Genomic DNA, 25,568 nt, shown 5'->3' on the forward strand with positions numbered 1-25,568 from the left:
TTGATCGGGATCAAGCGGTGCCAGCGGGGGAGTGTGGCTCGAGAATGGATATTTTTGTGGCATATTATCGCAGGGGTCCAGCGCGGCTGCGCCGGATCGGGATCATTTCAGAAAAGGGGTTTCCGTGAAAACTTTGGTATCGAGCCTGGTCTTGGCAGCGGCGTTGTCCGGCGCGGCCTACGCCGCGGACATTCCGCTGCGCGATTTTTTCCGTAATCCGGAGCAGAGCAATTTCACCTTGTCGCCGGATGGCAAGAGCGTGGCTTTCCTGACGCCTTGGGAGGCGCGGCGCAATATCGTGGTGCGCCGGCCGGGGCAACCGGACCGGCGCGTCACCGCGGTGAAGGACCGCGACCTGTCCGGTTATTTTTGGAAGGGCAATCAGCGGCTGGTCTACAGCAAGGACAATGGCGGCGATGAGAATTTCCACCTGTACGCGGTGGACCTGGCCAGCGGCAAGAGCCGCGATCTGACGCCGTTTCCCGGCGTGCGCGCGGAGATCGTCGACGAACTGACCGAGCGGGACGATGAATTGCTGGTGGGCCTGAACAAGCGCAAGCCGGAAGTGTTCGACGTTTACCGAGTGAACCTGAAAACCGGCAAGCTGACGCTGGAGGCGAAGAACCCCGGCAACGTCACCAGCTGGAGCACCGATCACAATGGCCGCATCCGCATCGCCACCACCACCGACGGCGTCAACAGCACCTTGCTGTATCGCGATCAGCCGGGCGGCGCCTTCCGCAAGCTGATGACCACCTCCTTCCGCGATAGCTTCAATCCCTTGTTCTTCACTTTCGACAACCAGCGTTTCTACGCCGCCAGCAATCTGGGCCGCGACAAAAGCGCCATCGTCGAATTCGATCCCAAGACCGGCAAGGAAGTGAAGCAGATCTATCAGCGCGACGACGTGGATGTCGACGGTCTGGGCTTTTCCCGCAAGCGCAAAGTGATCACCTGCGCCCGCTTCGAAACCGACAAGCCGGGCAGGTTATGCCTCGACGAGAAGAGCGAGGCTCTGCTCGCCAGGCTGGAGGCGCGGCTGCCCGGCTATCAGGTGGACATCCAGTCCGCCAACCGCGCGGAGAACCGCTTCATCGTGGCGGCCTGGAACGACCGTACCCAGGGCAAGCGCTATCTATACGACGAGGCCGGCGACAAACTGGAACTACTGGCCGAGATCACGCCCTGGTTGAAGGAGGGCGAGATGGCGACGATGCGGCCGGTGCAGTATCGCAGCCGCGACGGTTTGACCATCAACGGCTACCTGACCCTGCCCAAGGGGAAGGAGGACGCCAAGGGGCTGTCGGTAATCATCAATCCGCACGGCGGGCCATGGGCGCGCGACAGCTGGCGCTTCAACCCCGAGGTGCAGTTCTTCGCCAGCCGCGGTTGGGCGGTGCTGCAGATGAACTTCCGCGGCTCCACCGGCTATGGCCGCGATTTCTGGCAGGCTTCGTTCAAGCAATGGGGCGGCACCATGCAGGACGACGTCAGCGACGGCGTGGACTGGCTGGTCAAGCAGGGCGTGGCGGATCCAAAGCGCGTCTGCATCTACGGCGGCAGCTACGGCGGCTATGCCACGCTGGCGGGCATTACCAAGACGCCGGATTTGTATCGCTGCGCGGTGGATTACGTGGGGGTGTCCAATCTATTCACCTTCATGAACACCATACCGCCGTACTGGAAGCCGATGCTGGACATGATGCACGAGATGGTGGGCGATCCGGTCAAGGATAAGGCGATGATGCGCGAGCGCTCGCCTGTGTTCCAGGTGGACCGCATCCAGACACCGCTGCTGGTGTTGCAAGGCGCCAAGGACCCCCGCGTCAACATCGACGAATCCAATCAGATCGTCAAGGCGCTGCAGAAGCGCGGCGTGGAAGTGGAATACATGGTCAAGGACAATGAGGGCCATGGTTTCCACAACGAGGAAAACCGCTTCGACGCCTATGGCGCGATGGAGCGTTTCTTCCATCAGCATTTGAATTAAGACCCGCTAAGAACGTGTTTACGATCTCGCGAGCCAAGGCGAGACAAGGCGAAAACGGGCGAAAAAGCGGAATGTACACGTGGTACATGAGCATTTTGAGCTCGGTTTCAACGCCGTATCGCCGACGCGCAGCAGATCGTAAACAGGTTCTCAGGCCCTGGCCGGCAGACTCCAGCGCCTATCGCTCCAGCGGCCCAGTAGCTGCAGGCCGCCGCAGACCACGAAATAAGCCAGCGCGATGAAGGCGAAAATCTCCAGCGGGTAGACCTGTTCGCGGTTGTTGACCTGGGTGGCGACGAAGGTGAATTCGGCCACGCCCACCACATAGGCGAGCGAGCTGTCCTTGATCAGGGTGATCCACTGGTTGACGAAGGAGGGCAGCATCATGCGCAGCGCTTGCGGAAGCACGATCAGTCGCAGCGTCTGCCAGCGGTCCAGGCCCAGCGACAGCCCGGCCGCCCATTGTCCGGGGCCGATGGCGGCGATGCCGGCCTGCACCGACTGGCTCAGATAGGCCGCGTTGATCAAGGCCAGCGCCAACACCACGGTGAGCACGCCGGGGATGTCCACGCCAAACAGGATGGGCAACAGGAAATAGCACCAGAAGATCAGCATCAGCACCGGGATGGCGCGCAGCAGCGCCACCAGGGCGCCCAGCGCGCGGCGCGGGCCGGGCCCGCACATGACCAGGGCGATGCCGCCGGCCAGGCCCAGCAGGCTGGCCAGCGCGCCGGCGGCGGCGCTGATGCCCAGGGTCAGCAGTAGGCCGCCGGGTTCTCCGTGGGCCAGATTGCCCCACAGCAGATAATCGAGATTGTCCTGAATCACTGGCGGCATCATCGCGGCGCCCTCCATGCCGGCTCGCCGCGCTGGCTCAGCGCCTGGGTCAGCAATACCAGCAGCAGATAGGCGGCGGTGGCCACGGCGAAGGCCTGGAAGGCGAGCAGGGTTTCGGTTTCCACCTGACGAGAGGTATAGGACAACTCGGCCACGCCTATGGCCATCGCCAGCGAGGTGTTCTTCACCACCGCGGTGTATTGGCCTACCAGCGGCCGGCGCGCCAGCGCCCAGGCCTGCGGCAGCACCACCCAGCGGAATTCCTGCCAGCCGTTCATGCCCAGCGCGCGCGCGGCCTGGCGCTGGCCGGCGGCGACGCTGCGCAGCCCGGCCTGCAGCTCGCCGCAGATGAAGCTGGCGCTATAAAGGGTTAGCCCCACTAGCGCGGCCAGGAATTCGAAGGACGGCCAGGGCAGCGCCAGGCCGCCCGGCAAGGGCAGGCTGCGCGGCGTGTTCAGCCACAGCATGGCGGCTTCCGGCAGCAGGCCCGCCACGCCGAAATACCACAACAGCAATTGCACCATCAGCGGTGTGTTGCGATGCAAGCTGACCCAGAGGCCGGCGCCGCGGCCGAGCGCGCGCCAGCGCGATTCCAGCGCCGCGGTCAGCAGCATGCCGAGCGCGGTGGCGGCGACGCAGACCAGCAGCGCCAGCCAGCCGGTGAGCAACGCGCCTTTGAGCAGCCAGCCCAGATAATGGGGCTCCAGCCAGTGGTGGCCGAGCCAGGAGGGGGGATTCATTGCTTGCTGTCCTGTATTGCGATTGCGCTCCGCCTTTCAGCGCCGGCGGCGCTTGAAATGGCGAAACCGCCGGGCGCGCCCGGCGGCTGGGGATACGGATGGAAAAACGCGCCGTCTTAGAGTCTGTTTACGATCTCGCGAGCTAGGGAGAGACAAGGCGAAAACAAGCGAAAAAGCGGAATGGTCAAGCGGTACATGAGCATTTTGAACTCGCTTTCAACGCCGTATCGCCGACGCGCAGCAGATCGTAAACAGGTTCTTAGAGCCGCTAAGAAAACCTCGCAGAGAACCTGAGCCAAGGCGCGCCGACGCAGGCAGTACAAGTCGTACGACAAGGAGGCGCAACGCAGGATCAGGGGTTTTGTTAGCGGGTCTTAGCTGGCTTCGCCGATTTTGAAGTCCCTAGGCAGCGGCGCCTTGGCGGCCGGGCCGAACCACTGATTGTAGATCTTGGCAGCCTGGCCGGATTTTTCCAGTTCCAGCAGGCTGTCGTTCACCGCTTTCAGCAGACGCGCTTCGCCCTTGGGCAGGCCGATGGCCTGGTATTCGCGAGTCAGGGTGAACGGCGCCAGTTCGAACTTGGCCTTGTCCGGCGCGTTGGCCAGCAGCGCGGCCAGCTTGGAACCGTCCTGGCTGATGGCCTGGACGTTGCCGTTGCGCAGCGCGGTGAAGGCCAAGGGGGTGTCGTCGTAGGCCACTACGGTGGTCTTGGGGTATTTGTCGCGCAGGTTCACTTCCTGGGTAGTGCCCTTGTCCACGCCCACGCGCAGTCCGGCCAATTGCTCCGGCTTTTGCAGCGAACCCTTGCGGGCGATGAACTGCTGGCCGGAGGCGAAGTAGGGCAGGCTGAACGCCACTTGCTTTTTGCGCTCGTCGGTGACGGTGAAGTTGGCGGCTACCAGATCCGCCTTGCCGGACACCAAGAGCGGCACGCGGTTGGCCGGATTGGTGGGGATCAGGCTGAGTTTGACGCCCAGCTTCTTGGCGATGTGCTGGGCCACGTCCACGTCCAGGCCGGAGATCTGGCGAGTCTTGGCGTCGAGAAAGCCGAAGGGCGGGTTGCTGTCGAAGGCGGCGACGCGCAGCACGCCGGCTTTCTTGATGTCGTCCAGACGGTCGGCCCAGGCGGCGCCGGCGGCGGTGCTCAAGGCGATGGCCAATGCGATGGCGTGTTTCATGATGATGCCCCTTGTCTGAAGACGCGCCGCGGGTTTCGTTCGCGCCGTTTGGCGACGCGTTTTCAGAAGATGCCGGCGCATCGTGATTCCGAGAAATTTTCTGCCATGGATAAGCCCATGACATGCGATGGAGTGATGCTAAGGCATCCTGCAAATTCTTGGAAATTATTAAAAATTAGTCTTATATATTAATTTGTTTTTATTGTGTGATTTTCCTCATCGGAACAATGCCTTGTCCAAATCGAGGCAGTGGCGACGGCGGGCCGATATTTTTGTTCGAGGTAGGATTGCCAAACAATTTCCTTTGCCGCGCTTTTCTGCAATCGGCATAATCGCGTTTTCCGTGCGTTGCCCATTAGCGGACGCGTCGACGGATTTGCAACTTTTCTTGACGACTGTGATGACTGGCGCGAAAGCGCGTCGGGACGAAGCAGACGAGCCGAAGCCGAAATGCCCAGCATCTATCAACTCAAATCCCGTTTTCAGGACCTGCTGCGCCCCTTGCTGCGCGGCCTGGTTTCCCTTGGCGTCACCGCCAACCACGTCACGCTTGGCGCCATGCTGGCTTCCATCGCCTACGGCGGCTGGCTGGCCTGCCGGCCGGATCAGGCCTTGCCCTGGCGGTTGCTGCCCGTATTCCTGTTCCTGCGCATGGCCTTGAACGCCATCGATGGCATGCTGGCGCGCGAGCACGGTCAGAAGTCCCGGCTGGGCGGCATTCTCAACGAAGTGGGCGACGTGGTGTCCGACGCCGCGCTCTACCTGCCGTTCGCCTTCTTGTTGGCGGAGCCGGCCTGGGTGGTGTTGGCGGTGACGCTGGCCTTGCTGACCGAATTCGTGGGCGTGCTGGGCCCCAGCCTGGGTGCGAGTCGGCGCTACGACGGGCCCATGGGCAAGAGCGACCGCGCCTTTGTTTACGGCGCCTACGCGCTGTTGCTGGGCCTGTGGCCGCAGGCGGCGGCCTGGGGAGCTTGGGTGTTTGGACTGAGCGCCGCCTTGATGGCGCTGACCTGCGTCAACCGGGCGCGGGCCATTTTGAAAGAGGGCGAAGATGTTTAAACCGCTGTTGCCGCAGGCATTGATCTGGGCGCTGGGCGCCGTATTCGCGTTGTTGGTGATCGCCAGCGTCGCCATCCGCGTGCTGGAGAGCCGTTCGCCGCAGAAGAACTGGCTGGAACTGAAGCTGCGCATCCGCACTTGGTGGTGGATCGTCGCCTGCTTCTCGCTGACCCTGCTGGGCAATGTGCCGCTGGCGCTGGTGGTGTTCGCGCTGATCAGCTTCCTGGCGTTGAAGGAATACCTGACGCTGTGCGCCACCCGCACCGCCGATCACGTGGTGCTGTTCTGGGCTTATCTGAGCATCCCGCTGCAGTATTACTGGCTGGGCATTCACTGGTACGGCATGTTCATCATCTTCATCCCGGTTTACATCTTCCTGTTCCTGCCGATGCGCATGGTGCTGATCGGCGAGACCCAGGGCTTCCTCAAGGCGGCCGCCTCGCTGCAATGGGGGCTGATGATTTGCGTGTTCTGCCTGAGCCATATGGCCGCCGTGTTGACCCTGCCGCAGCTGACCCATATCGGTGAACCGGCCCAGGGCGCGATGTTGCTGTTCTACCTGGTGGCGCTGACTCAGCTCAACGACGTGGCGCAATACCTGTGGGGCAAGGCCTTCGGCCGGCGCAAGGTGGCGCCCAAGGTGTCGCCCAACAAGACGCTGGAGGGCTTCCTCGGCGGCGCGCTGACCACCTGCTTGCTGGGCTGGCTGCTGGGGCCGCTGCTGACGCCGTTCTCGCCGCTGCACGCGGCCTTGGCCGGTTTGTTGATCGGGGTGATGGGGTTCATCGGCGACATTGTGATTTCCGCGGTGAAGCGCGACATCGGGGTCAAGGACTCCGGCCGCCTGCTGCCCGGCCACGGCGGGGTGCTGGACCGGCTGGATTCGCTGACCTATACCGCGCCGCTGTTCTTCCACTATGTCCACTACTTGTACTTCTGAGCCGATGATGAGCCGATTGCTGCGCATTCTGTTCGTGTTGCTGCTGGCCCGGCCGGTGGTGCGATTGTGGTTGGGGGTGACGGTGCGTCATCAGGAGAGGCTGCCGCTGAACGGCCCGGCCATCGTGGTGGCCAACCACAATAGCCACCTGGACATCCTGGCGCTGTACAGCCTGTTTCCGCTGGGGCGCATCCCCGAGGTGCAGCCGGCGGCGGCGGCGGACTACTTCCTGAAAAATCGTCTGTTCGCCTGGTTCGCCACCCAGGTGGTGGGCATTATCCCGGTGGTGCGCGGCGGCGTGGCCAAGGGCCTGGACCCGTTGGAGGGGTGCCGCGAGGCGCTGCGCCAGGGACGGATTCTGATCCTGTTTCCGGAAGGCTCTCGCGGCGAACCCGAGGTGCTGTCCGAGATCAAGTCCGGCATCTGGTATCTGAGCCGGGATTTCCCCGACGTGCCGGTGGTGCCGGTCTACCTGCACGGCCTGGGCCGGGCGATGGGGCGCGGCCAATGGCTGCCGGTGCCCTTCTTCGTCGACATCGCCGTTGGCCGGCCGCTGCAGTGGCTGGAAGAGAAAACCGCTTTCCGCGACCGCATCCGCGAATCGCTGTTGTACTTGAAGCAAAAAACGCTGCCCGCCGCGCCGGCGGAGCAGGAGGCTTGAAAGGAGCCCGAGCATGCGCCAAGCCGAAGAATCGCAGTTCGTCAGTTTTGACGGTCAAACCCTGTTTTATCGGCATTGGCCGGCGCTGACTCCCGGTCCGCGGCCGCGCGCCGTCGTGCTGCTGCACCGCGGCCACGAGCATTCCGGCCGCCTGCAGCACTTGGTGGACGAGTTGCAACTGGCGGATACGCCGATGTTCGCCTGGGACGCGCGCGGTCACGGCCGCAACGAGGGGCCGCGCGGCTACAGCCCCAGCCTGGGCGCCACGGTGCGCGATCTGGACGGCTTCGTCCGCCACCTGTGCCAGCGTCACGGCCTGGCGATGGAGGAGATCGTGGTGATCGCCCAGAGCGTGGGCGCGGTGCTGGCGGCCGCCTGGGCCCACGACTACGCGCCGCGCGTGCGCGCGCTGGTGCTGGCCTCGCCGGCCTTCAAGGTCAAGCTCTACGTGCCCTTCGCCCGGCTTGGGCTCCGGCTGATGCAGTGGCTGCGGGGCAATTTCTTCGTCAACTCCTATGTCAAGGCGCGCTTCCTGACTCATGATCCGGAGCGCATCGCGTCCTACAACAGCGACCCGCTGATCACCCGGCCGATTTCCTCCAACATCCTGCTGGACTTGTACGACACCGCCGAGCGCATCGTCGCCGACGCCGGCGCCATCACGCTGCCGACCCAGTTGTTGATGTCGGGCGCTGACTTCGTCGTGCACCAGGGGCCGCAGCGCGAGTTCTTCCAGAAACTGGGCAGCCCCCTGAAGGAAATGCACCTGCTGCCGGGCTTCTACCACGACACCCTGGGCGAGCGCGATCGCGCGTCGGCGCTGGACAAAATCCGCGCCTTCATCCAACGAGTGGAGGCCGGCGCGCCGGCGGTGGACCTGAGCCGCGCCGACGCCGCCGGCTATACCGCGCTGGAATACCAACAACTGCAACAGCCGCGCTCCTGGCTGTCGCCGCTGCGCTGGCAGTTTGCGCTGACCCGGCTGACCCTGGCCACGCTGGGCCGCCTATCCGCCGGCATACGCCTGGGCTGGCGCACCGGTTTCGATTCCGGCAGCACCCTGGATTACGTTTACCGCAACCAGGCGTCCGGCTTCAGCCCGCTGGGCCGCTTGGGCGACCGCGCCTATCTGGACAGCGTGGGCTGGAAGGGGATACGCCAGCGCAAGCTGAACCTGGAGGAGCTGATCGCCGCGGCGATGGCCGGCCGCTGCGCCTGTTGGACATCGCCGCCGGCCATGGCCGCTACATTCTGGACGCCGTGGCCGGCCAGCCGGTGGAACATGTACAGCTGCGCGATTACAGCGACATCAATGTCGGCGCCGGCCGACGCTTGATCGCTGAACGCGGCCTGGAAGCGGTGGCGCGTTTCGACCAGGGCAACGCCTTTGACCGCGCCAGCCTGGCCGCGCTGCAGCCGGCGCCGACGCTGGCTGTGGTGTCCGGCCTCTATGAGCTGTTTCCCGAGAACGAGCCCATCCGCCAATCGCTGGCCGGCCTGGCCGAGGCGGTGCCGCCCGGCGGCTATCTGGTCTACACCAACCAGCCCTGGCACCCGCAGCTGGAACTGATCGCGCGCACGCTGAGCAGCCATCGCGGCGGCGTGGACTGGATCATGCGCCGGCGCACTCAGCAGGAAATGGACCAACTGGTGGCTGACGCCGGCTTCGAGAAGCTGGAGCAGCGCATCGACGAATGGGGCATCTTCAGCGTCAGCCTGGCGCGACGCCGCGCCGACGTTGTAACGGAGCTGCCACAGCCGCTGGCCGAGGCCGAGGCGTGAACCCGCCGGCCCCGGCCGGCCGCCCCTGGCGGCTGGCCTGTCTATGGCTGTTGCTGTTGGGACCCAGCTTCTTCCTGCTCTACGGCGCGGCCAATCAATACGCGGCCGGCCTGCCGCCGGAGCGGGTGGGTAATGTGGCGATGGCCTGGGAGCGGGCCATCCCGCTGTGGCCGTGGACCATCGTGCCGTATTGGAGCATAGACCTGCTCTACGGCCTGTCGCTCTTCCTGTGCGTCAGCCGCGCCGAACTCAACGCCCACGCCAAGCGCCTGCTGGCGGTCACCCTGCTGTCCTGCCTGTGCTTTCTGCTGTTCCCGCTGCGCTTCGGCTTTGAGCGCCCGCCGCTGGACGGCGTTTTCGGGCAACTGTTCGACCTGCTGATGGGCTTCGACAAACCGTTCAACCAGGTGCCTTCGCTGCATATCGGCCTGTTGGTGGTGCTGTGGCTGCGCTACTGGCAGCACACGCCCCGGCGCTGGCTCTGGCTGCTGCATGGCTGGTTCGCCTTGATCGGCGTGTCGGTGCTGACCACCTGGCAGCATCATTTTTGGGATGTGCCCAGCGGTTTCGCGCTGGCGGTGCTGGTCTGCTATCTGTGGCCGATGCCGGCGCCGACGGCGCCGTCCTGGCGTTCGCCCGAGCCGGGCCGCAGCCGCGTTTTGGGCGCGCGTTACGGCACAGGCGCGGCGTTGCTGCTGGCGTTGGCGGCGGCGCTGGGCGGCTGGGGCTGGCTGCTGGCCTGGCCGGCGCTGGCCTTGAGCGTGCTGGCGTGGGCTTATTGGCGGCTGGGTCCGGTCGCGCTGCAAAAACACGCCGGCCGCCGCCGCTTCGCCGCGCGTGTGCTGCTGTGGCCTTACAGCCTGGCCGCGCGGCTGGCGCATGCTTATTTTCTGCGCCGCTTGCCGGGCGCGGAGGAGGTGATAGAGGACGTTTGGCTGGGGCCGGTCAGCGCGGCGCGCGACGCCCGCTTCGTCGCGGTGCTGGACCTGGCCGCGGAATACGACCGTCAGGCGGCCGGAGCCGTGGTATACCATAGCCAGCCCTTGCTGGATCTGCTGCTGCCGGCGCCGGCTCAATTGCGGCTGGCGGTACAGGCCCTGAATCGATTGCGGGCCGGCCAGCGCGGACCGTTGCTGGTGCATTGCGCTTTGGGCCTGACACGCAGCGCGGCAGTGTTGCTGGCCTGGATGGTGCTCAGCGGACGCGCGGGCTCGGTGGAGCAGGCGCGCGCGCTGCTGAGGCAACGCCGCCAGCGCGTGGAGCTGAGCGATGCGCAATGTGAGGAACTGGCGCGCCTGTGCGCGCGATTGGAGCCCTTGTGACGTCTGATCTTGCGCAGGCGCGGCTGAGCGCCGCGGTTCTGGCTTCCTGCCGCTGGCTGTGCTGGCCTAGTTGGGGCTTGCTGGCCTTGTCGGCGCTGATGCCGGCGCCGGCCTTATGGCTGCCGTTGTGCGCTGCTGTCGCTTTATGGCAAGCCTGGCTGGGCTGGCGTCTGCAATTGGACGCGGCCTTGTTGCAGGCCGTGGATTCGGCTGGCACTCTTGAGGAGCTGGACCTGGCCTTGTCACGGCTGTTTGGGCGCGACTTGGCCGGGCGCTCGCTGGAGGCAAGGCAGCGCGGCATGGCCCGCTTGCTGCGCGGATTTTTACTGGCGACCGGCCTGTGCTGGCTGCTGTGCCTGGCAGGGCTGTTGGCGGGGCGGATGTGAATAATAAGAAGATTCAAAAGCGTGGGAAGAGGAGAACCGTGATGAGCAAGAGAGCATGGTATGGCGGGGCGGTCTGCGCTTTGCTGGCCTCCGGGGGCTTGGCCTGGTTGGGTTTGATGCTGGCGGGCTTTGGCGCGTCCGGCAGCAATGGCGGCACGCCGGAGTGGCCGTTCTTGGTGGCCAAGGCGCTGGGGTTCGCGGGTTTCGCGATGTTTGTGTGTGGATTGGTCGCCTGCAAGGAAGCCAATTAAGCATGGGATGAAAATGGACGGGGCGGCAGGCTAAGAACCTGTTTACGATCTGCTGCGCGTTAGCGATACGGCGTTGAAAATCCCTTCGAAATGCTCATGTACCGTATGTACATTCCGCTTTTTCGCTTGTTTTCGCCTTTGCTCGAGAGACTTTGAACAGGCTCTCAGCCCAGGCGCCGGCGCAGCGCGCGGCTCAGCTGTTCCACGCCCCAGGACAGCGCCACCATCGCCAGGATGATGGCGGCGGCGGCCTGTTGTTGGAACAAGGAGAGTGCCAGGTAGAGTTGCTGGCCCAGGCCGCCGGCGCCGACGATGCCGAGCACGGTGGCGATGCGGATATTGTTTTCCCAGCGATACAAGGTGTAAGCCAGCCATTGGCTGGCGACCATGGGCAAGGGCCCGTAGCAGAAGGCGGCCGCGCGGCCGGCGCCGGCGTGCAGCAGGGCCTGCTCCGCCTGCGCCGGCGCGTTTTCCAGGGTTTCCGCAAACAAGCGGCCCAACACGCCGGCGGTGTGCATCGCCAGCGCCAGCACGCCGGCCGCCGGCCCCAGGCCCAGCGCCAACACCGCCAGCGCCGCCCACAGCAGGTCCGGTATGCCGCGCAGCATGTTCAACAACAGCCGCGTCGCGCTCTTGGCGGCGACGCCCAGCCGGCCGGCCGCCGGCAAGGCCAGCGGCATGGCCAGCAAGGCCGCCAGCACCGTGCCCAGCGCCGACATCGCCAAGGTTTCCACCACGCCCTGACCCAACTGCCTCAACGTGGCGGGGGAGAAGTCCGGCGGCAGGAATTCCATGGCGAAGCGCGGCAGGCCGCGCCAGTCGAAGCCGTTGGCGCGCCAGTCCGGCCATAGCCAGCAAAGGCTGAAGGCGGCCAGCGCGCCAACGGCCAGCAACAGGCGGCGGCCGCCGCCGTCGCGTTCCAAAGCGCGTCGCGACCAGCGGCTGACGCCCTCGCTCAAACCCACCAGCAGCAGGAACATCAGGAGTAGAGTGCCCACCTCGCCGCCGTTGAGCATTTTCAGGCTGCTGTCCAGCAACTGACCGATGCCGCCGGCGCCGACGAAACCCATCACGGCCGACGCGCGAATCGCGCATTCCCAGCGGTAGACGCTATAGCTGATCAATTCCGGCAGCGCTTGCGGCCACAGCGCCCAGCACAGCCGTTGCCAGCGGCTGGCGCCGGCGGCCGCCAGCGCCAGCGCCGGCGCGCGCGGCTGGGATTCCAGAATTTCCGCGTAGACCTTGCCCAGCATGCCGCCGTAAGCCAGGCCCAGCGCCAATACCGCCGGCAGGCTGCCCAGGCCGGCTGCGCGGACGAAGAGCAGCGCCCAGACGATGTCCGGCACGCCGCGCAGCCATACCATCAGCCCGCGCAGCAGGCTTTGCGCCGCCAAGACCGCGCGGCGCGGCGCGGCGGCGGTGAGTTGATGATCGTCCAGCGCGCGGCTGGTGGCGAAGGCCAATGGCGCGCCCAGCAGCATGGCCAGGACCAGGCCGGCGCTGGCCACGGCCAGCGTGACGGCGGTTTCCCTTATTACCTCTTTCAGGAAGTCGCCGTCGTGGGCCGGCGGCAGAAAGCCGGCGGCGAAGCGCGCCAGGCTGAGCCAGGTATCGCCGTTGAGCAAGGTGCTCAGTGTGAACTGAGTCAGCGGCAGCGTGGGCAGAAGCAGCGCCAGAGTCAGCAGCAGCCAGCCCAACCGCGAGCGCGCGGCCGGGTCGCGCGGCTTCAGCATTGCAGGCCTCTGAGCCCCGTGGCGGGCGCGGCCGTTTCCGTCGCCGCGTCGGGCGCGTCGCCGGAGTAGAGTTCGGTCAGCCGCGCGGAGTCGACCTGTTCGCGCGGCAAGTCGAAGGCGACGGCGCCGTCGCGCAGGCCGATGATGCGCGGGAAGTGCTCCAGGGCCAGTTGCACCGAGTGCAGGCTGACCAGCAGGGTCGCGCGGCGCGCGCGGGCGTCCTCGCATAGCAGGCGTATGGTGTCGTCGGCCAGCCTGGGGTCCAGAGCCGACACGGGTTCGTCGGCCAGCAAGAGTTCCGGGCGCTGGTACAGCGCGCGGGCGATGCCGACGCGCTGGCGTTGGCCGCCGGACAGCTGGTCGCAGCGCTGCCACAGTTTGTCGGACAGGCCCAGCCGCTCCAATTCGGCGGCGACGCCGGCGGCGTCGTCCGGCCACAGCAGCCGGCGCAGGGCCGCCAGTTCGCCGCTGCGGGCCAGCCGGCCGGCCGCCACCGCGTGGATCACCCGCTGGCGCGGCGGCAACGGCGGCGTCTGGTAGACGCTGGCGATGCGCGCGCGCAAGGCGCGCAGGGCGCGGCGCGGCAGGTGCCAGGGGTCGGCGCCCAGCAGCCGGACCTCGCCGGCGTCCGGGCGCAGGCCGGTGTTGGCCAGCAGCAGCAGCGAACTCTTGCCGGCGCCGGACGGCCCGATCAAGGCCGCTTGCTCGCCGGCGGCCAGGCGCAGCGTTATGCCGCGCAGGATGACGGCGCCGTCCAGCTTCAGGCCGGCGTCGTGGAACTCCAGGCTCACTTCAGCAGCCCGGCGGCCGTGGCGGCGGCTTCTATGCCCTGATAATTGTCCGGCTTGGTGGGAATGAAGCGGCTGGCGCGCTGCAGATCCAGCACGGCTTTCTGTTCCGGATTCTTGGCGTCCAGCTTGAGGAAGGCCTGGCGGATTTTGTCCTGCAAACCCTTGTCCATGCTGCCGCGCACCGTCCAGTTGTAGTCGTAGTAGGGCGGGGTGGTGGCGATTACGCGCACTTTGGCGCTATCCACTTTCTTGCTTTCCACCAGCTTCTGCCACACGGAGCTGTTCAACACGCCGGCCTCCACCTTGCCGGCGGCCACCCAGGCCACGGTGGCGTCGTGGGCACCGGAATAGGCGACGTTCTTAAAGAAACTTTCCGGTTTGATGCCGTCCTTCTGCATGAAATAGCGCGGCATCAGATGGCCGGACGTGGAGGAGGCGGAACCGAAGGCGAAGCTGTCGCCCTTGAGCTCTTTCAGACTCTTGGCCGGGCCGCTGGTGATGAAGGTGGAGGTGAACTTGCTGTCCTCCTCGCGCTGCACCAGCGGCACCACCTTGCCGCGTTGGCTGGCCTGCACATAGGTGAAGCCGCCCAGCCAGGCCATGTCCAGCTTGTCCGAGGTCAGCGCGGTGACCACGCCGGCGTAATCCGACACCGGCACGAACTGCACCTTCATGCCCAGCTCTTTTTCCAGATACTGGCCCAACGGAGCGAATTTGCGCTGCAACTCGGTGGGAGATTCGTCGGGAATGGCGGAGACCTTGAGCACGGTCTGGGCGGCGTTGGCCAGGGTGGCGGCGGCCAGCAGCGCGCCGGCCAGCGTCAGTTTGATGGCGGTCATGGCAGTGTTTTCCTCTATTGCGGACGAAAAGCCGCAAGGGCTAGGGATTCAAAAAGGCCAGTCATTAAGACTGGCCTTGAAGCGGCGGACTAAAGACCGCCGCGTATAGCAAGCATTCTAGCCTAGCCCGGCTCAGGCCGCCTTGCGCTTGCCGAACAGGTAGAACAAGGCCATGCCGATCACGATCATAGGCAGGCTCAGCCATTGGCCCATGCTGATCACGTCGGACTGGCCGAAGATGCCGGCGTCCGGCGTGCGGAAGAACTCGCTGCCGAAGCGGGCCAGGCCGTAGCCGATCAGGAACAGTGCGGACACCTGGCCGCGGGCGCGCGTTTTGGCGCTGAAGCACCACAGCAGCGCGAACAGCGCCAGGCCTTCCAGCGCGAATTCATACAGCTGCGAGGGGTGGCGCGGCAGGCCGCCGTAGTTGAGCAGGGTGACCATCAGGTCGGAGGACTGCTGCGCCTGGATCAGATCGTCCATTTTGGCCTGCGGAAACAGCATCGCCCACGGCAGCTTGGGATCGGCTACCCGGCCCCACAGTTCGCCGTTGATGAAGTTGCCGATGCGGCCGGCGGCCAGTCCCAGCGGCACCAGCGGCGCGATGAAGTCGGTGACTTCCCAGAAGCTGCGGCCGTGTTTGCGCGCGAACAGCGCCACGCCGATCAAGACGCCGATGAAGCCGCCGTGGAAAGACATGCCGCCCTTCCACACCATCAGGATTTCCAGCGGGTGGCTAAGGTAATAGCCGGGCTGGTAGAACAGCACTTCGCCCAGGCGGCCGCCCAGCACTACGCCGACGGCGCCGTACATCAGCAGATCGTCCAGCAGCTTGGAGGTGAGGAAGGCGTGGCCGCGCTTGATGCGGTAATTGCCTAGAATCAGGAAGCTGGCGAAGCCCAGCAAGTACATCAGGCCGTACCAATGGATGGCCAGCGGGCCCAGCTGGATGGCCACGGGGTCGAACTGCGGATGAATGATCATTTGTCAGCCGTGTGCGTTTGCGGTAAAAGAATGTGGACGGATTATATGGGAAAGCGTTCCCGCGCGTCGCGCGGCCCACCCGCCGCCCGACGCATTTTTGCCTTGAGCTCCCCGGCACCCGGAGCCAGGCGGCCCGGCCTTAAAGCAGGCCAGGCCCGGAGCGCCTTTCCCCTCATGTAGAAATTAAGGAATCAGCAATGCCCCAATACCGCTCCCGCACTTCCACCGCCGGCCGCAATATGGCGGGTGCCCGCGCTCTATGGCGCGCCACCGGCATGAAGGACGACGACTTCGGCAAACCCATCATCGCCATCGCCAATAGCTTCACCCAGTTCGTGCCCGGTCATGTGCACCTGCACAATATGGGTCAGTTGGTAGCTCGGGAAATCGAACGCGCCGGCGGCGTGGCCAAGGAATTCAACACCATCGCCATCGACGACGGCATCGCCATGGGCCACGGCGGCATGCTCTACAGCCTGCCCAGCCGGGACTTGATCGCCGACAGCGTGGAATACATGGTCAACGCTCACTGCGCCGACGCGCTGGTGTGCATCTCCAACTGCGACAAGATCACCCCCGGCATGCTGATGGCGGCGATGCGTTTGAACATCCCGGTGGTGTTCGTTTCCGGCGGCCCGATGGAGGCCGGCAAAGTGCAGTGGGGCAACGACATCCGCAAGCTGGACCTGGTGGACGCGATGGTGGAGGCCGCCAACAGCGCGGTGTCCAATGAGGACGTCGAGCGCGTGGAGCGTTCCGCCTGTCCCACCTGCGGCTCTTGCTCCGGCATGTTCACCGCCAACTCCATGAACTGCCTGACCGAGGCGCTGGGCCTGTCCCTGCCGGGCAACGGCAGCCTGGTGGCCACGCATGCGGACCGCAAGGAATTGTTCCTGCGCGCCGGCCGTCTGATCGTGGATATCACCAAGCGCCATTACGAGCAGGACGACGCCAGCCTGCTGCCGCGCGCCATCGCCACCAAGGCCGCGTTTGAGAACGCGATGAGCCTGGATGTGGCCATGGGCGGCTCCACCAACACCGTGCTGCACCTGCTGGCGGCGGCGCAGGAAGCCGGCGTGGACTTCAAAATGGCGGACATCGACCGCATCTCGCGTTCGGTGCCGTGCCTGGCCAAGGTGGCGCCGGCCACCCAGAAATACCATATGGAAGACGTGCACCGCGCCGGCGGCGTGGTGGCCATCCTGGCCGAGCTGGACCGCGCCGGCCTGATCCGCCGCGAGGTGCCCACCGTGCACAGCGCCACGCTGGGCGAAGCGCTGGAAGCTTGGGACATCTGTCGCCATGGCGAAGACAGTGAGGCGCGACGCTTCTACCGCGCGGCGCCGGGCGGCGTGCCCACCACCATTGCCTTCTCGCAATCCATGCGCTACCCGACGGTGGACGACGACCGCGCCGAAGGCTGCATTCGCGATTGCGAGCACGCTTACTCCCAGGACGGCGGCCTAGCGGTGTTGGCCGGTAATATCGCCGAGCGCGGCTGCATCGTTAAAACCGCCGGCGTGGACGACTCCATTCTCAAATTCAACGGGCGAGCTCGCCTCTTCGAAAGCCAGGACGCGGCGGTGGAGGCCATCCTGGCCGACCGCATCGTGGCCGGCGACGTAGTGGTGATCCGCTACGAAGGCCCCAAGGGCGGCCCCGGCATGCAGGAAATGTTGTACCCCACCAGCTATCTGAAATCCAAAGGTTTGGGCAAGGACTGCGCTTTGCTGACCGATGGTCGCTTCTCCGGAGGCACCTCCGGCCTGTCCATCGGCCATGTGTCGCCGGAAGCCGCCGAGGGCGGCGCCATCGGTCTGGTGGAAGAGGGCGACCGCATCGAGATCGATATCCCGGGCCGTTCCATCCGCTTGGCGGTCAGCGATGAAACCTTGGCGGCGCGACGCGCGGCGATGGAAGCCAAGGGCCGCGACGCCTGGAAGCCGCTGGGCCGCGACCGTGTGGTCAGCCCTGCGCTGCGCGCCTACGCGGCGATGACTACCAGCGCCGACACCGGCGCGGTGCGGGATGTGACGCAAGTGGAGAAGTAAGCGCGCGCGGCCAGAGGCCGCAGCGTGCGACACGGCGGCCGTAGGCCGCCGTTTTTGCGCCCACTTAGAAGCTGTTTACGGTCTGTTGCACTTCGTGGCGCGTCACACGGTGAGTACCTCCTTCGAAATGCTCATGTACCACGAGTATATTTCGCTTTCTCAGTGGTTCTCGCCTTGTTCCGCCTTTGCTCGCGAGACTTTGAGCCAGGTTTTCAAGGGGAGGGGTTGTTGTTTTTGAGGGGTTTCTTCCGTGTCAGTCGAATTTGAACTTCAGCGTGGCGTTGCCGGAGTAGCTGCCGGGGGCGGGTTTGTCCACCAGGCGTACCGGGTAGCTATTAAGCTCAAACTGCAGGTCTTTCACTTTGATGAGCTGGTCGCCGCTGGGGCTGGCGTTGGGCGGGGTGGGGGGGACCAGCTTGTTGTCGCTGCTTACGGCGATGCCCACTCCCGGGTGGCTGCTTATCAGGTAGTGCGGCGCAGCGGGAGGGGAGGCTGACTCCAGCGACAGCTCGATTTTTCCGGCGGCGGGATTGGTGCACTGGATGGTGAAGCGACGTTGGATCGCGTGTTGGCCCGGCTCGCCGGGCCTGGCGAGCTGTTGCGGCGACAGCGCGCCAAAATCAAAGGTGGTGATTTGGCCGGCGGTCAGTTGGCAGTTTTGCGGCACGGTGACCGTGCCGCTTAAACTCACAGTGGCAATGGCTTTTCCGCGTTGGGGAGAATAATTGGCGCTGTCTATGCGGTCATGGATGTCAAACAGCTTGGTAAGGGGGATGCTCAGGCTGCCGACAAAGGGCTGTGTCAGCAATAAATGGATTTTTCCTGTGCGCCCAACTGAAAAATGGCTTGACAGGGCAACTCCCGGATTACACCACTTCACGTCATGCCCGCTACCGTCCTCAGCCTGAGAGGAAAACGGGACTGCCACATAGTTGGTTCCTCCCGGTATATGTAGTTCAGCGGCGATCTTCACCGCGTCAATGTCTGGGAGGCGATAAAAGTTTACCGCTTTACCATCGACTGTTCGAGTCTCTCTATTCGTAAGCCTGGAATTCATCACAGTTTCATAGTATTGCCTGTAGCTGACCGTGGTTCTTATTGGGCAGGCGTCACAGCTCGCTCTCAGAGAGTAGTCTTTTAGCCAGTTGGTCTTGATGCCAGGGTAGAGGGTGTTGGCGCTGGCGTTGTTCAGGCTTTGGGTAAAGTTGACGTTGATAGCTTGGGCGCCGCCGCTGGCCGGTGAGCAGGAGTAAGCCAAGACTGCGCTGGGTAGCAGGGCGAGGCTAAGCCACTGTGTCGCGGTGCGCCACAAGGTCGCTTGCTTGTCTGAAAATAGAAAAGTATCCATATAACCTCAATAAATATAGGGTTAATAGTGGTGATAGTCTCACTTTCCTTTTTCTTTGGACACCGTTCATGGTCTGCCCCCACTCCCTCATGAGCAATGGGTCAAGCCGCAGCATCTAAGAGCCTGTTTACGATCTTGCGAGCTAAGGCGAGACAAGGCGAAAACGGCTGAGAAAGCGGAATGTACAAGTGGTACATGAGCATTTCGAAGCGGCACTCACCGAGCCACGTTTCACGACGCGCAGCAGATCGTAAACAGGTTCTAAGGCCATCATGGCAAGGCTGGTCCGTGGATGACATGGCGGGGGAAGACAAGCGGGCCTACTTGGCGAGAGAAGTGCGAGGAAGAGTTGGGGATAAGGCCCGGCGCGGCAGATAGACCGCCATTGATATTTGTCATATTTCCTTAACCGGTTTCCGGATAGGATTCGGACCGTGTGGTTTTTGTCGTGCGGCCCATTGTTTTTTGGGGCGCTGCAACCATCTGCTCCTCATTCGCCCGCCGCCGCTTTCCACTGGCGCGGCCTGGACTGTCCCCAGCCTCCCTGTTGCCGGCGGCATCTTAGTCTTGTTCATTTGTTTTCGAATCCAACAGTTCCATCCTGTTTGTTTTCCTAAATTTTCACAAACGAAATCTGTTCTAATGTCATTAATCATAAGATTGGTTTATTTAAATCTAAATGGCATTTTTGGGGATGGAGCATAGATGGGCCGGGGTAGGGGAGAGATGGGGGAGAAGCAGAAAATGGAGAGGTTGATCGGCGCCGGCATGCCAGTTCCCTGTCTACATGGATTTTAATAATTTTATTGATTTAACAGAAGCTTAGCGTTTGCTTAGCATGGGGAGGTGCGGGGGAAAGGCAAAAAAAATGCGCGGTACCGTTAGGTCCGCGCCAAGTCTACAAAGGAGAAATAGAGGAGAAACTATCAAGAAGCAATTGCTGCATCTCAACGAGAACGAATTATCCAGATTGCGGTATCGAGTGTCAACATGTTGTTTTTCGCAAATGTGTGAAATTATAATTTTCTGTCGCGCATCTGGTACATCGCGGCCGAGGCCGCCGCTGTCGCGGCGCACCATGGCCGTCGCAGCTGTGCCAAAATAGCGGTTTTCCGATTGCCGCAGGATTCCCCTTCATGGACGCCGTACGCCACACCCTTCCCGATCCTCGCCAGTACCACCCGCAAGTGGCGCTGACCAATATGCTGATTCACAACGCCCAGTCGGCGCTGAACGCCAAGACCGAGTCCGATCGGGAAATGTGGTTCTCCGCGGTGCGCGATGCGATGGCCGAGATGCTGGCGCGCGGCGAACTGCTGTCCATTTCGGTGGCGCTGGCCATGGTGCCGTCTCAGCAATGCTATCAATTGGTGTGGGACGCGCTGCGCGACGCGGTGGAAAACGCCGGCGGCGGCCGCGCCATCGTCTTCGCCATGCCGCTGGTGTTGGTGGCAGGCAGCAAGAGCCAGACCACGCTGCCCGGCGAGATTGCCGACGCGGCCGGCCTGAACCAGTTGCTGCGCGAACACGGCGTGTTCGCCGCCGACGCCGACGTCGCCCTGGGCGGAGCGTTATTGCATCCGGACAGCGTGGTGGGCTTGGATTCCGCCCAACTCTATAAGCTGTCCCGCGATCCTGCCCATGCGCGCGCGCTGTTGCCGCAACAGTCGGCGCCGATCACGGTGAAGGAAGAGGGCGTGTTCCTGCGCTACCTGCTGGGCGTCGCGATCCAGCCGGAAGGCGCTGAGCCGCCGCTGCGTCTGGGCGGCGCGGTGGGCGCTTGGGGCATGCCGCTGATGAAATTCCTGGGGGAGCAATTGAAAGCCGAGGGCGTGACGCTGTTCCCCATCGCCCGCCCGCCGATGCCGGCGATGCAGGCCATGGTGGCCGGCAACTACGCTCGCTTCGAGGTGGCGATGCAGGTGTTTGCCAGCAGCCAGATCCGCAGGCTGCGGGAACTGAACAAGGAGCCGGTGGCCATCCTGTCCGCTCACGACAACGGCGAGTTGCACATCACTCTGTCCGCAGAAGGCGACGAGCGTAATTGGGAAGCCTTCGTCTGGCCGCTGGCAGCATTGGACAATGTGCAGTTGATTGAGGAAAGCTTCCGCGAATTGATGGCGGAATGCCATGTGCGCGAGGTGCATGTGCTGCCGGAACTGCATCCAGACAGCAAGGATGGCGTGCCCCTGTTCTTCACCGCCGACGATTTGTAAGCCTCGTCCCGCCTTGTTCAATGATCCAGCCCCGCCCTGAGCGGGGCTTTGTCATGGGGCTTCAGCGTTCCGCCTCCGGCTGCGGCCGCGCCCACGGCGCGACGGCCAGCCGCGCCGCCAGATAGTCGATCAAGGCCTGTACCCGCGCCGGCCGGCTGCGGCCCGGCGGCGTCAGGATATAGAGCGCGATCGGGTCCACCTGCCAATCCATCATCACGGTTTCCAGTTCGCCGGCCTGCAAGTCTCGCCAGGCCAGGAATTCCGGCTGCAGCGCCAGACCCAGGCCGGCGCGTAGAGCCGGCGTCAACGCCTCGGCGTTGTTGACCCGCAGCGGCGAGGGCATTTCCAGCGCGAACTCGCCTTCATCCGCGTGGCGGAAGCGCCAGAACTGGCCGCCGGGCGCGTTGCTGTACAACAGCGCGCGGTGTTCGGCCAGTTCGCGGGGATGGCGAGGCCGGCCGTGGCGCGCGAAATACGCCGGCGAGCCCACCAGCAGGATGCGCACCGCGCACAGGCGGCGGGCCAGCAGGCTGGAGTCGGCCAGCGAGGCGATGCGCAGCGCCAGGTCCAGCCGTTTGGCCACCAGATCCACCTGTTCGTCGCTGAAATGGAAATCCAGCTCCACTTCCGGATGCCGCGCCATGAACTCCGGCAGCAGAGGCGCCAGATGGGACAAGCCAAAGGACATTGGCGCGGTCACCCGCACCGGCCCGCGCAAGCTGGTGGAGTGTTCAGCGATGTCCGCCTCCACCGCCTCGCCCTCCGCCAGGATGCGGCTGGCCCGCTCCAGCGCGGCGTGGCCGGCCTCGGTCAAGGACAGCCGCCGCGAGCTGCGGTGCAACAGCATGGTCTTCATCCGGGCTTCCAGGCGCGTGATGGCCTTGGACACCGTGGCTTGGGACAGCGTTAGCTCCGCGGCGGCGCGCGCGAAGGAGCCGCATTCCGCCACCTTGGCGAAAATCGCCCAGGCTTCCAGGTCGGGCAGTCGTTTCATAAATAGGCAGGAGTTGGATAGATTGATTCCAATTTTAGCGTTCAAAAATCAGTATGGCGCATTGATTGCATCAAAAATGGAAAGAATGCTATTCGATCCCTCGGCTTATCAGCCCCTGGCCCGCTGCGTATAGTGGCTGCATCGGACGCGTCGCCGCGCAGGCGGCGCCTCGCCACAATATTGGAGGACCATATGATCGAGCATCGTCCCTTCGCCGCCTTGGGCGGCGCCCATCATGGCTGGCTGGACGCCAAGCACCATTTCTCCTTTGCCGAATACCACGACCCGGCGCGCATGCACTGGGGCGCGCTGCGGGTATGGAACGACGACGTCATCGCGCCGGGCACCGGCTTCCCGCCGCATCCGCACGCGGACATGGAAATCGTCACCTATGTCCGCGAAGGCGCGATCAGCCACCGCGACAATCTGGGCAACCAGGGCCGCACCGAGGCCGGCGACGTGCAAGTGATGAGCGCCGGCCGCGGCATCGTGCATTCCGAATACAATCTGGAAGCCGTCGACACCCGCATCTTCCAGATCTGGATCATGCCGGAGCGACGCGGCGGGGACCCGTCCTGGGGTAGCAAGCCCTTTCCCAAGGCGGACCGCTCCGGCGCCTTCATCGCGCTGGCCAGCGGCATGGACGGCGACGATCAGGCCTTGCCCATCCGCGCCGACGCCCGCGTGCTGGGCGCCACCCTCAAAGCCGGCGAAAGCGCGGACTATCCGCTGGGCGCGGAGCGCCGCGGCTACCTGGTGCTGGCCCGCGGCCGGGCGGAAGTCAACGGCGTGGCGCTGCAAGCCCGCGACGGCGCGGCGATTAAGGACGAGGCGCTGTTGCGCATCGTCGCCAGCGAAGACGCCGAGCTGATTCTGGTGGATAGCCGGGAGTGAGGAGATGAAAGACAAAGCGCCGGGTATCCGGCGCTTTTTTCAAACCACGCGCAGTTTGCGCGTTGGCGGTTTCTTCGATGATGGTGGGTTGGATTCCACCTTGACTACAGTTCCTTTGGAACAAGCCTCACCGAGATCATGGCTTAGCTTAGCCAAGCTATGGGCGGTGCTCTGGGACACATAGATCCGCTTCTTGGCATTGGGTGATTTAACGCTGTTTTTCATAGCCGATATACCCCGTATCCTCAAGCCCCGCGTTGTGGATGGCGCTAAAGCCCAGTTCTTGGATGAGCCGGTGATTACAGTGACAAACTCCATCATAGAACCTGCCAAGCCCCGGAGCCGGCTTGTAAAAGTACTGCCTTGCTTCAGCTACAAGCCGACTATGGTAGACAACAATTTCAAGTAAATGTTGCCCAAAACTGAAAATTTGGCGGGGGTTGTCCAAGCGCCATGAGGCCGGCTCGTAGATATGGTCGCGGCTGATAGCATCGGCTCGCATGAACTTTACCAACCGGCTTGTGTGCATGTCGGGTTCAAAGTCATGCGCCCAAGTCCGGATAAAGTCACGCACCTCCTGCTCATCGTCTCCAGGCACTTCTCCCGCCAGGCTGGCAAAATACATTAGGTAGCGGTAGGCGCCAAAAACAAATGGCACGACTTCGAAGAAGCCATTGGCATGATGGGCTAAGGAGACGCGGTAGATATTTCCCACCCACGCGGAGCGCTGATCCGGCGTGAGTGCACCTGCGAACCACTCCGTCGGCATGGCTTGGTTTTGATCCAGCCAAAACATTCATCTTTCTCCACTGAGACGAACCATTGGAAGAGGGCGCTTGCCACAAGATGAGATGCAAGCAAGGCCGTAGCCCTTGCAAAGCGATCCATGGGCGCTTGGCATTGTTGCTTTATCCAATGCTGGGCTGCAAATCGCGGTGGCTTTGTCTCCTTACCGGTGGGGTGTGGGAGCGATGGAAGTGGCGCGCGGGCGCTTGCCGTTTCCTCTCGCAATTGCTTCACGTTAAGGATTTCGCTCTGGCATTTCGTGTAGAATGCCCGCATCGTTAACCCTTTGATGGATGAGTCAAAGATGTTCGCTGCTGACCAGACGATTGCCAAATTCGACCCCGAACTCGCCGCCGCCATTGCGGCCGAGTGTCAACGCCAGGAAGATCACATCGAGTTGATCGCCTCGGAAAACTACACCAGCCCCGCGGTGATGGAAGCCCAGGGCTCCCAACTGACCAATAAGTACGCCGAAGGCTACCCGGGCAAGCGCTTCTACGGCGGTTGCGAACACGTGGATGTGGTGGAACAGCTCGCCATCGACCGCGTCAAGCAGCTGTTCGGCGCGGAATACGCCAACGTGCAGCCGCACTCCGGCAGCCAGGCCAACCAGGCGGTGTACTTCTCCATCCTGAAGCCGGGCGACACCGTGATGGGTATGAACCTGGGCCACGGCGGCCACCTGACCCACGGCTCCCCGGCCAACCTGTCCGGCAAGATGTTCAACATCGTTGCTTACGGCCTGAACGACAAGGAAGAAATCGACTACGACGACATGGAACGCGTAGCGATGGAAACCAAGCCCAAGCTGATCATCGGCGGCGCTTCCGCTTACGCGCTGCGTTTCGACTTCGAGCGCATGGGGCAGATCGCCAAGAAATGCGGCGCTTACTTCATGGTGGACATGGCGCATTACGCCGGTCTGATCGCCGCCGGCGTTTACCCGAACCCGGTGCCGTTCGCCGACTTCGTGACCTCGACCACCCACAAGACCCTGCGCGGTCCGCGCGGCGGCATCATCCTGGCCAAGGCCGAGTTCGAGAAGAGCATCAACAGCAATGTGTTCCCGACCCTGCAAGGCGGCCCGCTGGAGCACGTGATCGCCGCCAAGGCCGTGGCCTTCAAGGAAGCGCTGCTGCCTGAGTTCAAGGTGTATCAGGAACAGGTGCTGAAGAACGCCGCCATCATGGCCAAGACCCTGGGCGAGCGCGGCGTGCGCATCGTATCCGGCCGCACCGAGAGCCATGTGTTCCTGGTGGACCTGCGCGCCAAGGGCCTGACCGGCAAGGCCGCCGACGCGCTGCTGGGCCGCGCTCACATCACTGTGAACAAGAACGCGATTCCGAACGACCCGGAAACCCCGTTCGTGACCTCCGGCATCCGCATCGGCTCCCCGGCCATCACCACCCGCGGCTTCAAGGAAGCCGAAGCCATCCAGGTGGCCAACTTGGTGGCGGACGTGCTGGACAACCCGAACGACGACGCGCTGATCGCCCGCGTAGCGGAGCAAGCCACCGCGCTGTGTCACCGTTTCCCGGTGTACTCCAAATAAGCCAAGCTGGTCTTGGTCGCTGAAAGACGCCCTCAGGGGCTAATGCCAGTCAGTTAACGCTGACTGGCATTTTTCGTTGGATATTTGTGTGCCCTGTTCTTCACGACTCGCGGGCAATGTCGGCCTGGTCTGCGTGGTGGCAGCACAAACAGCCTCGACTGCTCCAGTAAGCGCGCCAATTGGGCGGGTAACGTACCTGCTGATGCCAGACTGGCAAAGCACAACACATTCAAT

At 63.8% G+C, this 25,568-nt stretch carries 21 protein-coding genes and 1 pseudogene; 12 read left to right on the forward strand and 10 right to left on the reverse strand.

Translation table 11 applies throughout. From position 1 onward, the window contains the following. Positions 1-124 precede the first annotated feature (124 nt). Positions 125-1,990 (forward strand): S9 family peptidase, encoded by a 1,866-nt coding sequence (locus B0T39_RS21835; RefSeq protein ID WP_081550452.1) that lies wholly within the window; start codon positions 125-127, stop codon positions 1,988-1,990. A 150-nt stretch (positions 1,991-2,140) separates the two neighbouring features. Here B0T39_RS21835 and B0T39_RS21840 read toward each other — a convergent pair whose 3' ends face one another. The 3 genes from B0T39_RS21840 to B0T39_RS21850 form a co-directional block, all read right to left on the reverse strand. Next, positions 2,141-2,830: an amino acid ABC transporter permease gene (locus B0T39_RS21840; protein ID WP_081550490.1), complete on the reverse strand. Its 690-nt coding sequence runs from the start codon at positions 2,828-2,830 to the stop codon at positions 2,141-2,143. After that, positions 2,827-3,567, reverse strand: a complete 741-nt coding sequence (locus tag B0T39_RS21845; protein WP_081550454.1) for an amino acid ABC transporter permease — start codon at positions 3,565-3,567, stop codon at positions 2,827-2,829. Before B0T39_RS21845 ends, B0T39_RS21840 begins: the two co-directional genes overlap by 4 nt. 374 nt (positions 3,568-3,941) lie before the next feature. Then, the gene (locus tag B0T39_RS21850) at positions 3,942-4,745 is read right to left on the reverse strand and encodes an ABC transporter substrate-binding protein (protein ID WP_081550456.1); all 804 of its coding nucleotides are present in this window, start codon (positions 4,743-4,745) and stop codon (positions 3,942-3,944) included. Positions 4,746-5,195: 450 nt separating this feature from the next. On the opposite strand from B0T39_RS21850, the gene B0T39_RS21855 reads away from it, so the two are divergent. The 7 genes and pseudogenes from B0T39_RS21855 (at position 5,196) to B0T39_RS21885 (ending at position 11,146) form a co-directional block, all read left to right on the forward strand. After that, a complete protein-coding gene (locus B0T39_RS21855; protein WP_081550458.1) occupies positions 5,196-5,804 on the forward strand; it encodes a CDP-alcohol phosphatidyltransferase family protein in 609 nt (202 codons plus the stop codon). After that, positions 5,797-6,744 carry a phosphatidate cytidylyltransferase gene (locus B0T39_RS21860; RefSeq protein ID WP_107732795.1) on the forward strand — a complete coding sequence of 316 codons (948 nt, stop codon included), beginning with the start codon at positions 5,797-5,799 and terminating at the stop codon, positions 6,742-6,744. Before B0T39_RS21855 ends, B0T39_RS21860 begins: the two co-directional genes overlap by 8 nt. Positions 6,745-6,751: 7 nt before the next feature. Further along, positions 6,752-7,405, forward strand: a complete 654-nt coding sequence (locus tag B0T39_RS21865; RefSeq protein WP_081550460.1) for a lysophospholipid acyltransferase family protein — start codon at positions 6,752-6,754, stop codon at positions 7,403-7,405. A 13-nt stretch (positions 7,406-7,418) separates the two neighbouring features. After that, positions 7,419-9,187 (forward strand): annotated as a pseudogene (locus B0T39_RS21870) (bifunctional alpha/beta hydrolase/class I SAM-dependent methyltransferase). Then, positions 9,184-10,509 carry a phosphatase PAP2/dual specificity phosphatase family protein gene (locus B0T39_RS21875; RefSeq protein ID WP_217806317.1) on the forward strand — a complete coding sequence of 442 codons (1,326 nt, stop codon included), beginning with the start codon at positions 9,184-9,186 and terminating at the stop codon, positions 10,507-10,509. Before B0T39_RS21870 ends, B0T39_RS21875 begins: the two are co-directional and overlap by 4 nt. After that, positions 10,506-10,895 carry a hypothetical protein gene (locus tag B0T39_RS21880; protein ID WP_081550464.1) on the forward strand — a complete coding sequence of 130 codons (390 nt, stop codon included), beginning with the start codon at positions 10,506-10,508 and terminating at the stop codon, positions 10,893-10,895. Before B0T39_RS21875 ends, B0T39_RS21880 begins: the two co-directional genes overlap by 4 nt. Before the next feature lie 41 nt (positions 10,896-10,936). Beyond that, a complete protein-coding gene (locus tag B0T39_RS21885; protein ID WP_043590936.1) occupies positions 10,937-11,146 on the forward strand; it encodes a hypothetical protein in 210 nt (69 codons plus the stop codon). A gap of 164 nt (positions 11,147-11,310) precedes the next feature. Here B0T39_RS21885 and phnE read toward each other — a convergent pair whose 3' ends face one another. The 4 genes from phnE to lgt form a co-directional block, all read right to left on the reverse strand. Beyond that, entirely contained in the window at positions 11,311-12,879 is a 1,569-nt protein-coding gene (gene phnE / locus B0T39_RS21890; protein ID WP_081550466.1) for a phosphonate ABC transporter, permease protein PhnE, read from the reverse strand. Then, positions 12,873-13,670 (reverse strand): phosphonate ABC transporter ATP-binding protein, encoded by a 798-nt coding sequence (locus B0T39_RS21895; RefSeq protein ID WP_081550468.1) that lies wholly within the window; start codon positions 13,668-13,670, stop codon positions 12,873-12,875. Before B0T39_RS21895 ends, phnE begins: the two co-directional genes overlap by 7 nt. Continuing rightward, positions 13,667-14,509, reverse strand: a complete 843-nt coding sequence (locus B0T39_RS21900) for a putative selenate ABC transporter substrate-binding protein (RefSeq protein ID WP_081550470.1) — start codon at positions 14,507-14,509, stop codon at positions 13,667-13,669. Before B0T39_RS21900 ends, B0T39_RS21895 begins: the two co-directional genes overlap by 4 nt. Before the next feature lie 132 nt (positions 14,510-14,641). Then, entirely contained in the window at positions 14,642-15,493 is an 852-nt protein-coding gene (gene lgt, locus B0T39_RS21905; RefSeq protein ID WP_081550472.1) for a prolipoprotein diacylglyceryl transferase, read from the reverse strand. Between the two features lie 197 nt (positions 15,494-15,690). Here lgt and ilvD point away from each other — a divergent pair, with 197 nt between their 5' ends. Beyond that, the gene (gene ilvD, locus B0T39_RS21910; protein WP_081550474.1) at positions 15,691-17,544 is read left to right on the forward strand and encodes a dihydroxy-acid dehydratase; all 1,854 of its coding nucleotides are present in this window, start codon (positions 15,691-15,693) and stop codon (positions 17,542-17,544) included. Positions 17,545-17,797: 253 nt separating this feature from the next. Here ilvD and B0T39_RS21915 read toward each other — a convergent pair whose 3' ends face one another. Beyond that, positions 17,798-18,892, reverse strand: a complete 1,095-nt coding sequence (locus tag B0T39_RS21915; protein WP_081550476.1) for a fimbrial protein — start codon at positions 18,890-18,892, stop codon at positions 17,798-17,800. 1,136 nt (positions 18,893-20,028) lie between these two features. Here B0T39_RS21915 and B0T39_RS21920 point away from each other — a divergent pair. After that, positions 20,029-21,108 (forward strand): hypothetical protein, encoded by a 1,080-nt coding sequence (locus B0T39_RS21920; protein ID WP_081550478.1) that lies wholly within the window; start codon positions 20,029-20,031, stop codon positions 21,106-21,108. A 61-nt stretch (positions 21,109-21,169) separates the two neighbouring features. On the opposite strand, the gene B0T39_RS21925 is transcribed toward B0T39_RS21920, so the two are convergent. Beyond that, a complete protein-coding gene (locus B0T39_RS21925; protein ID WP_081550480.1) occupies positions 21,170-22,102 on the reverse strand; it encodes a LysR family transcriptional regulator in 933 nt (310 codons plus the stop codon). Between the two features lie 192 nt (positions 22,103-22,294). Here B0T39_RS21925 and B0T39_RS21930 point away from each other — a divergent pair, with 192 nt between their 5' ends. Continuing rightward, entirely contained in the window at positions 22,295-22,996 is a 702-nt protein-coding gene (locus B0T39_RS21930; RefSeq protein ID WP_081550482.1) for a pirin family protein, read from the forward strand. Between the two features lie 208 nt (positions 22,997-23,204). Here B0T39_RS21930 and B0T39_RS21935 read toward each other — a convergent pair whose 3' ends face one another. Further along, positions 23,205-23,792 (reverse strand): hypothetical protein, encoded by a 588-nt coding sequence (locus tag B0T39_RS21935; protein WP_081550484.1) that lies wholly within the window; start codon positions 23,790-23,792, stop codon positions 23,205-23,207. A 294-nt stretch (positions 23,793-24,086) separates the two neighbouring features. Between B0T39_RS21935 and glyA the strand changes: the two genes are divergently transcribed. Continuing rightward, entirely contained in the window at positions 24,087-25,334 is a 1,248-nt protein-coding gene (glyA, locus tag B0T39_RS21940) for a serine hydroxymethyltransferase (protein WP_081550486.1), read from the forward strand. Positions 25,335-25,568 lie beyond the last annotated feature (234 nt).

It is taken from the genome of Chromobacterium haemolyticum (genome assembly GCF_002081825.1).
Taxonomy (GTDB): domain Bacteria; phylum Pseudomonadota; class Gammaproteobacteria; order Burkholderiales; family Chromobacteriaceae; genus Chromobacterium; species Chromobacterium fluminis.

Excerpts from the sequence above, each read along its gene's own strand:
- B0T39_RS21840 (WP_081550490.1), bottom strand. The coding sequence starts at position 2,830 with ATGATGCCGCCAGTGATTCAGGACAATCTCGATTATCTGCTGTGGGGC.
- B0T39_RS21845 (WP_081550454.1), bottom strand. The coding sequence starts at position 3,567 with ATGAATCCCCCCTCCTGGCTCGGCCACCACTGGCTGGAGCCCCATTAT.
- B0T39_RS21850 (WP_081550456.1), bottom strand. The coding sequence starts at position 4,745 with ATGAAACACGCCATCGCATTGGCCATCGCCTTGAGCACCGCCGCCGGC.
- B0T39_RS21855 (WP_081550458.1), top strand. The coding sequence starts at position 5,196 with ATGCCCAGCATCTATCAACTCAAATCCCGTTTTCAGGACCTGCTGCGC.
- B0T39_RS21860 (WP_107732795.1), top strand. The coding sequence starts at position 5,797 with ATGTTTAAACCGCTGTTGCCGCAGGCATTGATCTGGGCGCTGGGCGCC.
- B0T39_RS21865 (WP_081550460.1), top strand. The coding sequence starts at position 6,752 with ATGAGCCGATTGCTGCGCATTCTGTTCGTGTTGCTGCTGGCCCGGCCG.
- B0T39_RS21885 (WP_043590936.1), top strand. The coding sequence starts at position 10,937 with ATGAGCAAGAGAGCATGGTATGGCGGGGCGGTCTGCGCTTTGCTGGCC.
- phnE (WP_081550466.1), bottom strand. The coding sequence starts at position 12,879 with ATGCTGAAGCCGCGCGACCCGGCCGCGCGCTCGCGGTTGGGCTGGCTG.
- B0T39_RS21900 (WP_081550470.1), bottom strand. The coding sequence starts at position 14,509 with ATGACCGCCATCAAACTGACGCTGGCCGGCGCGCTGCTGGCCGCCGCC.
- lgt (WP_081550472.1), bottom strand. The coding sequence starts at position 15,493 with ATGATCATTCATCCGCAGTTCGACCCCGTGGCCATCCAGCTGGGCCCG.
- ilvD (WP_081550474.1), top strand. The coding sequence starts at position 15,691 with ATGCCCCAATACCGCTCCCGCACTTCCACCGCCGGCCGCAATATGGCG.
- B0T39_RS21915 (WP_081550476.1), bottom strand. The coding sequence starts at position 18,892 with ATGGATACTTTTCTATTTTCAGACAAGCAAGCGACCTTGTGGCGCACC.
- B0T39_RS21920 (WP_081550478.1), top strand. The coding sequence starts at position 20,029 with ATGGACGCCGTACGCCACACCCTTCCCGATCCTCGCCAGTACCACCCG.
- B0T39_RS21925 (WP_081550480.1), bottom strand. The coding sequence starts at position 22,102 with ATGAAACGACTGCCCGACCTGGAAGCCTGGGCGATTTTCGCCAAGGTG.
- B0T39_RS21930 (WP_081550482.1), top strand. The coding sequence starts at position 22,295 with ATGATCGAGCATCGTCCCTTCGCCGCCTTGGGCGGCGCCCATCATGGC.
- B0T39_RS21935 (WP_081550484.1), bottom strand. The coding sequence starts at position 23,792 with ATGTTTTGGCTGGATCAAAACCAAGCCATGCCGACGGAGTGGTTCGCA.
- glyA (WP_081550486.1), top strand. The coding sequence starts at position 24,087 with ATGTTCGCTGCTGACCAGACGATTGCCAAATTCGACCCCGAACTCGCC.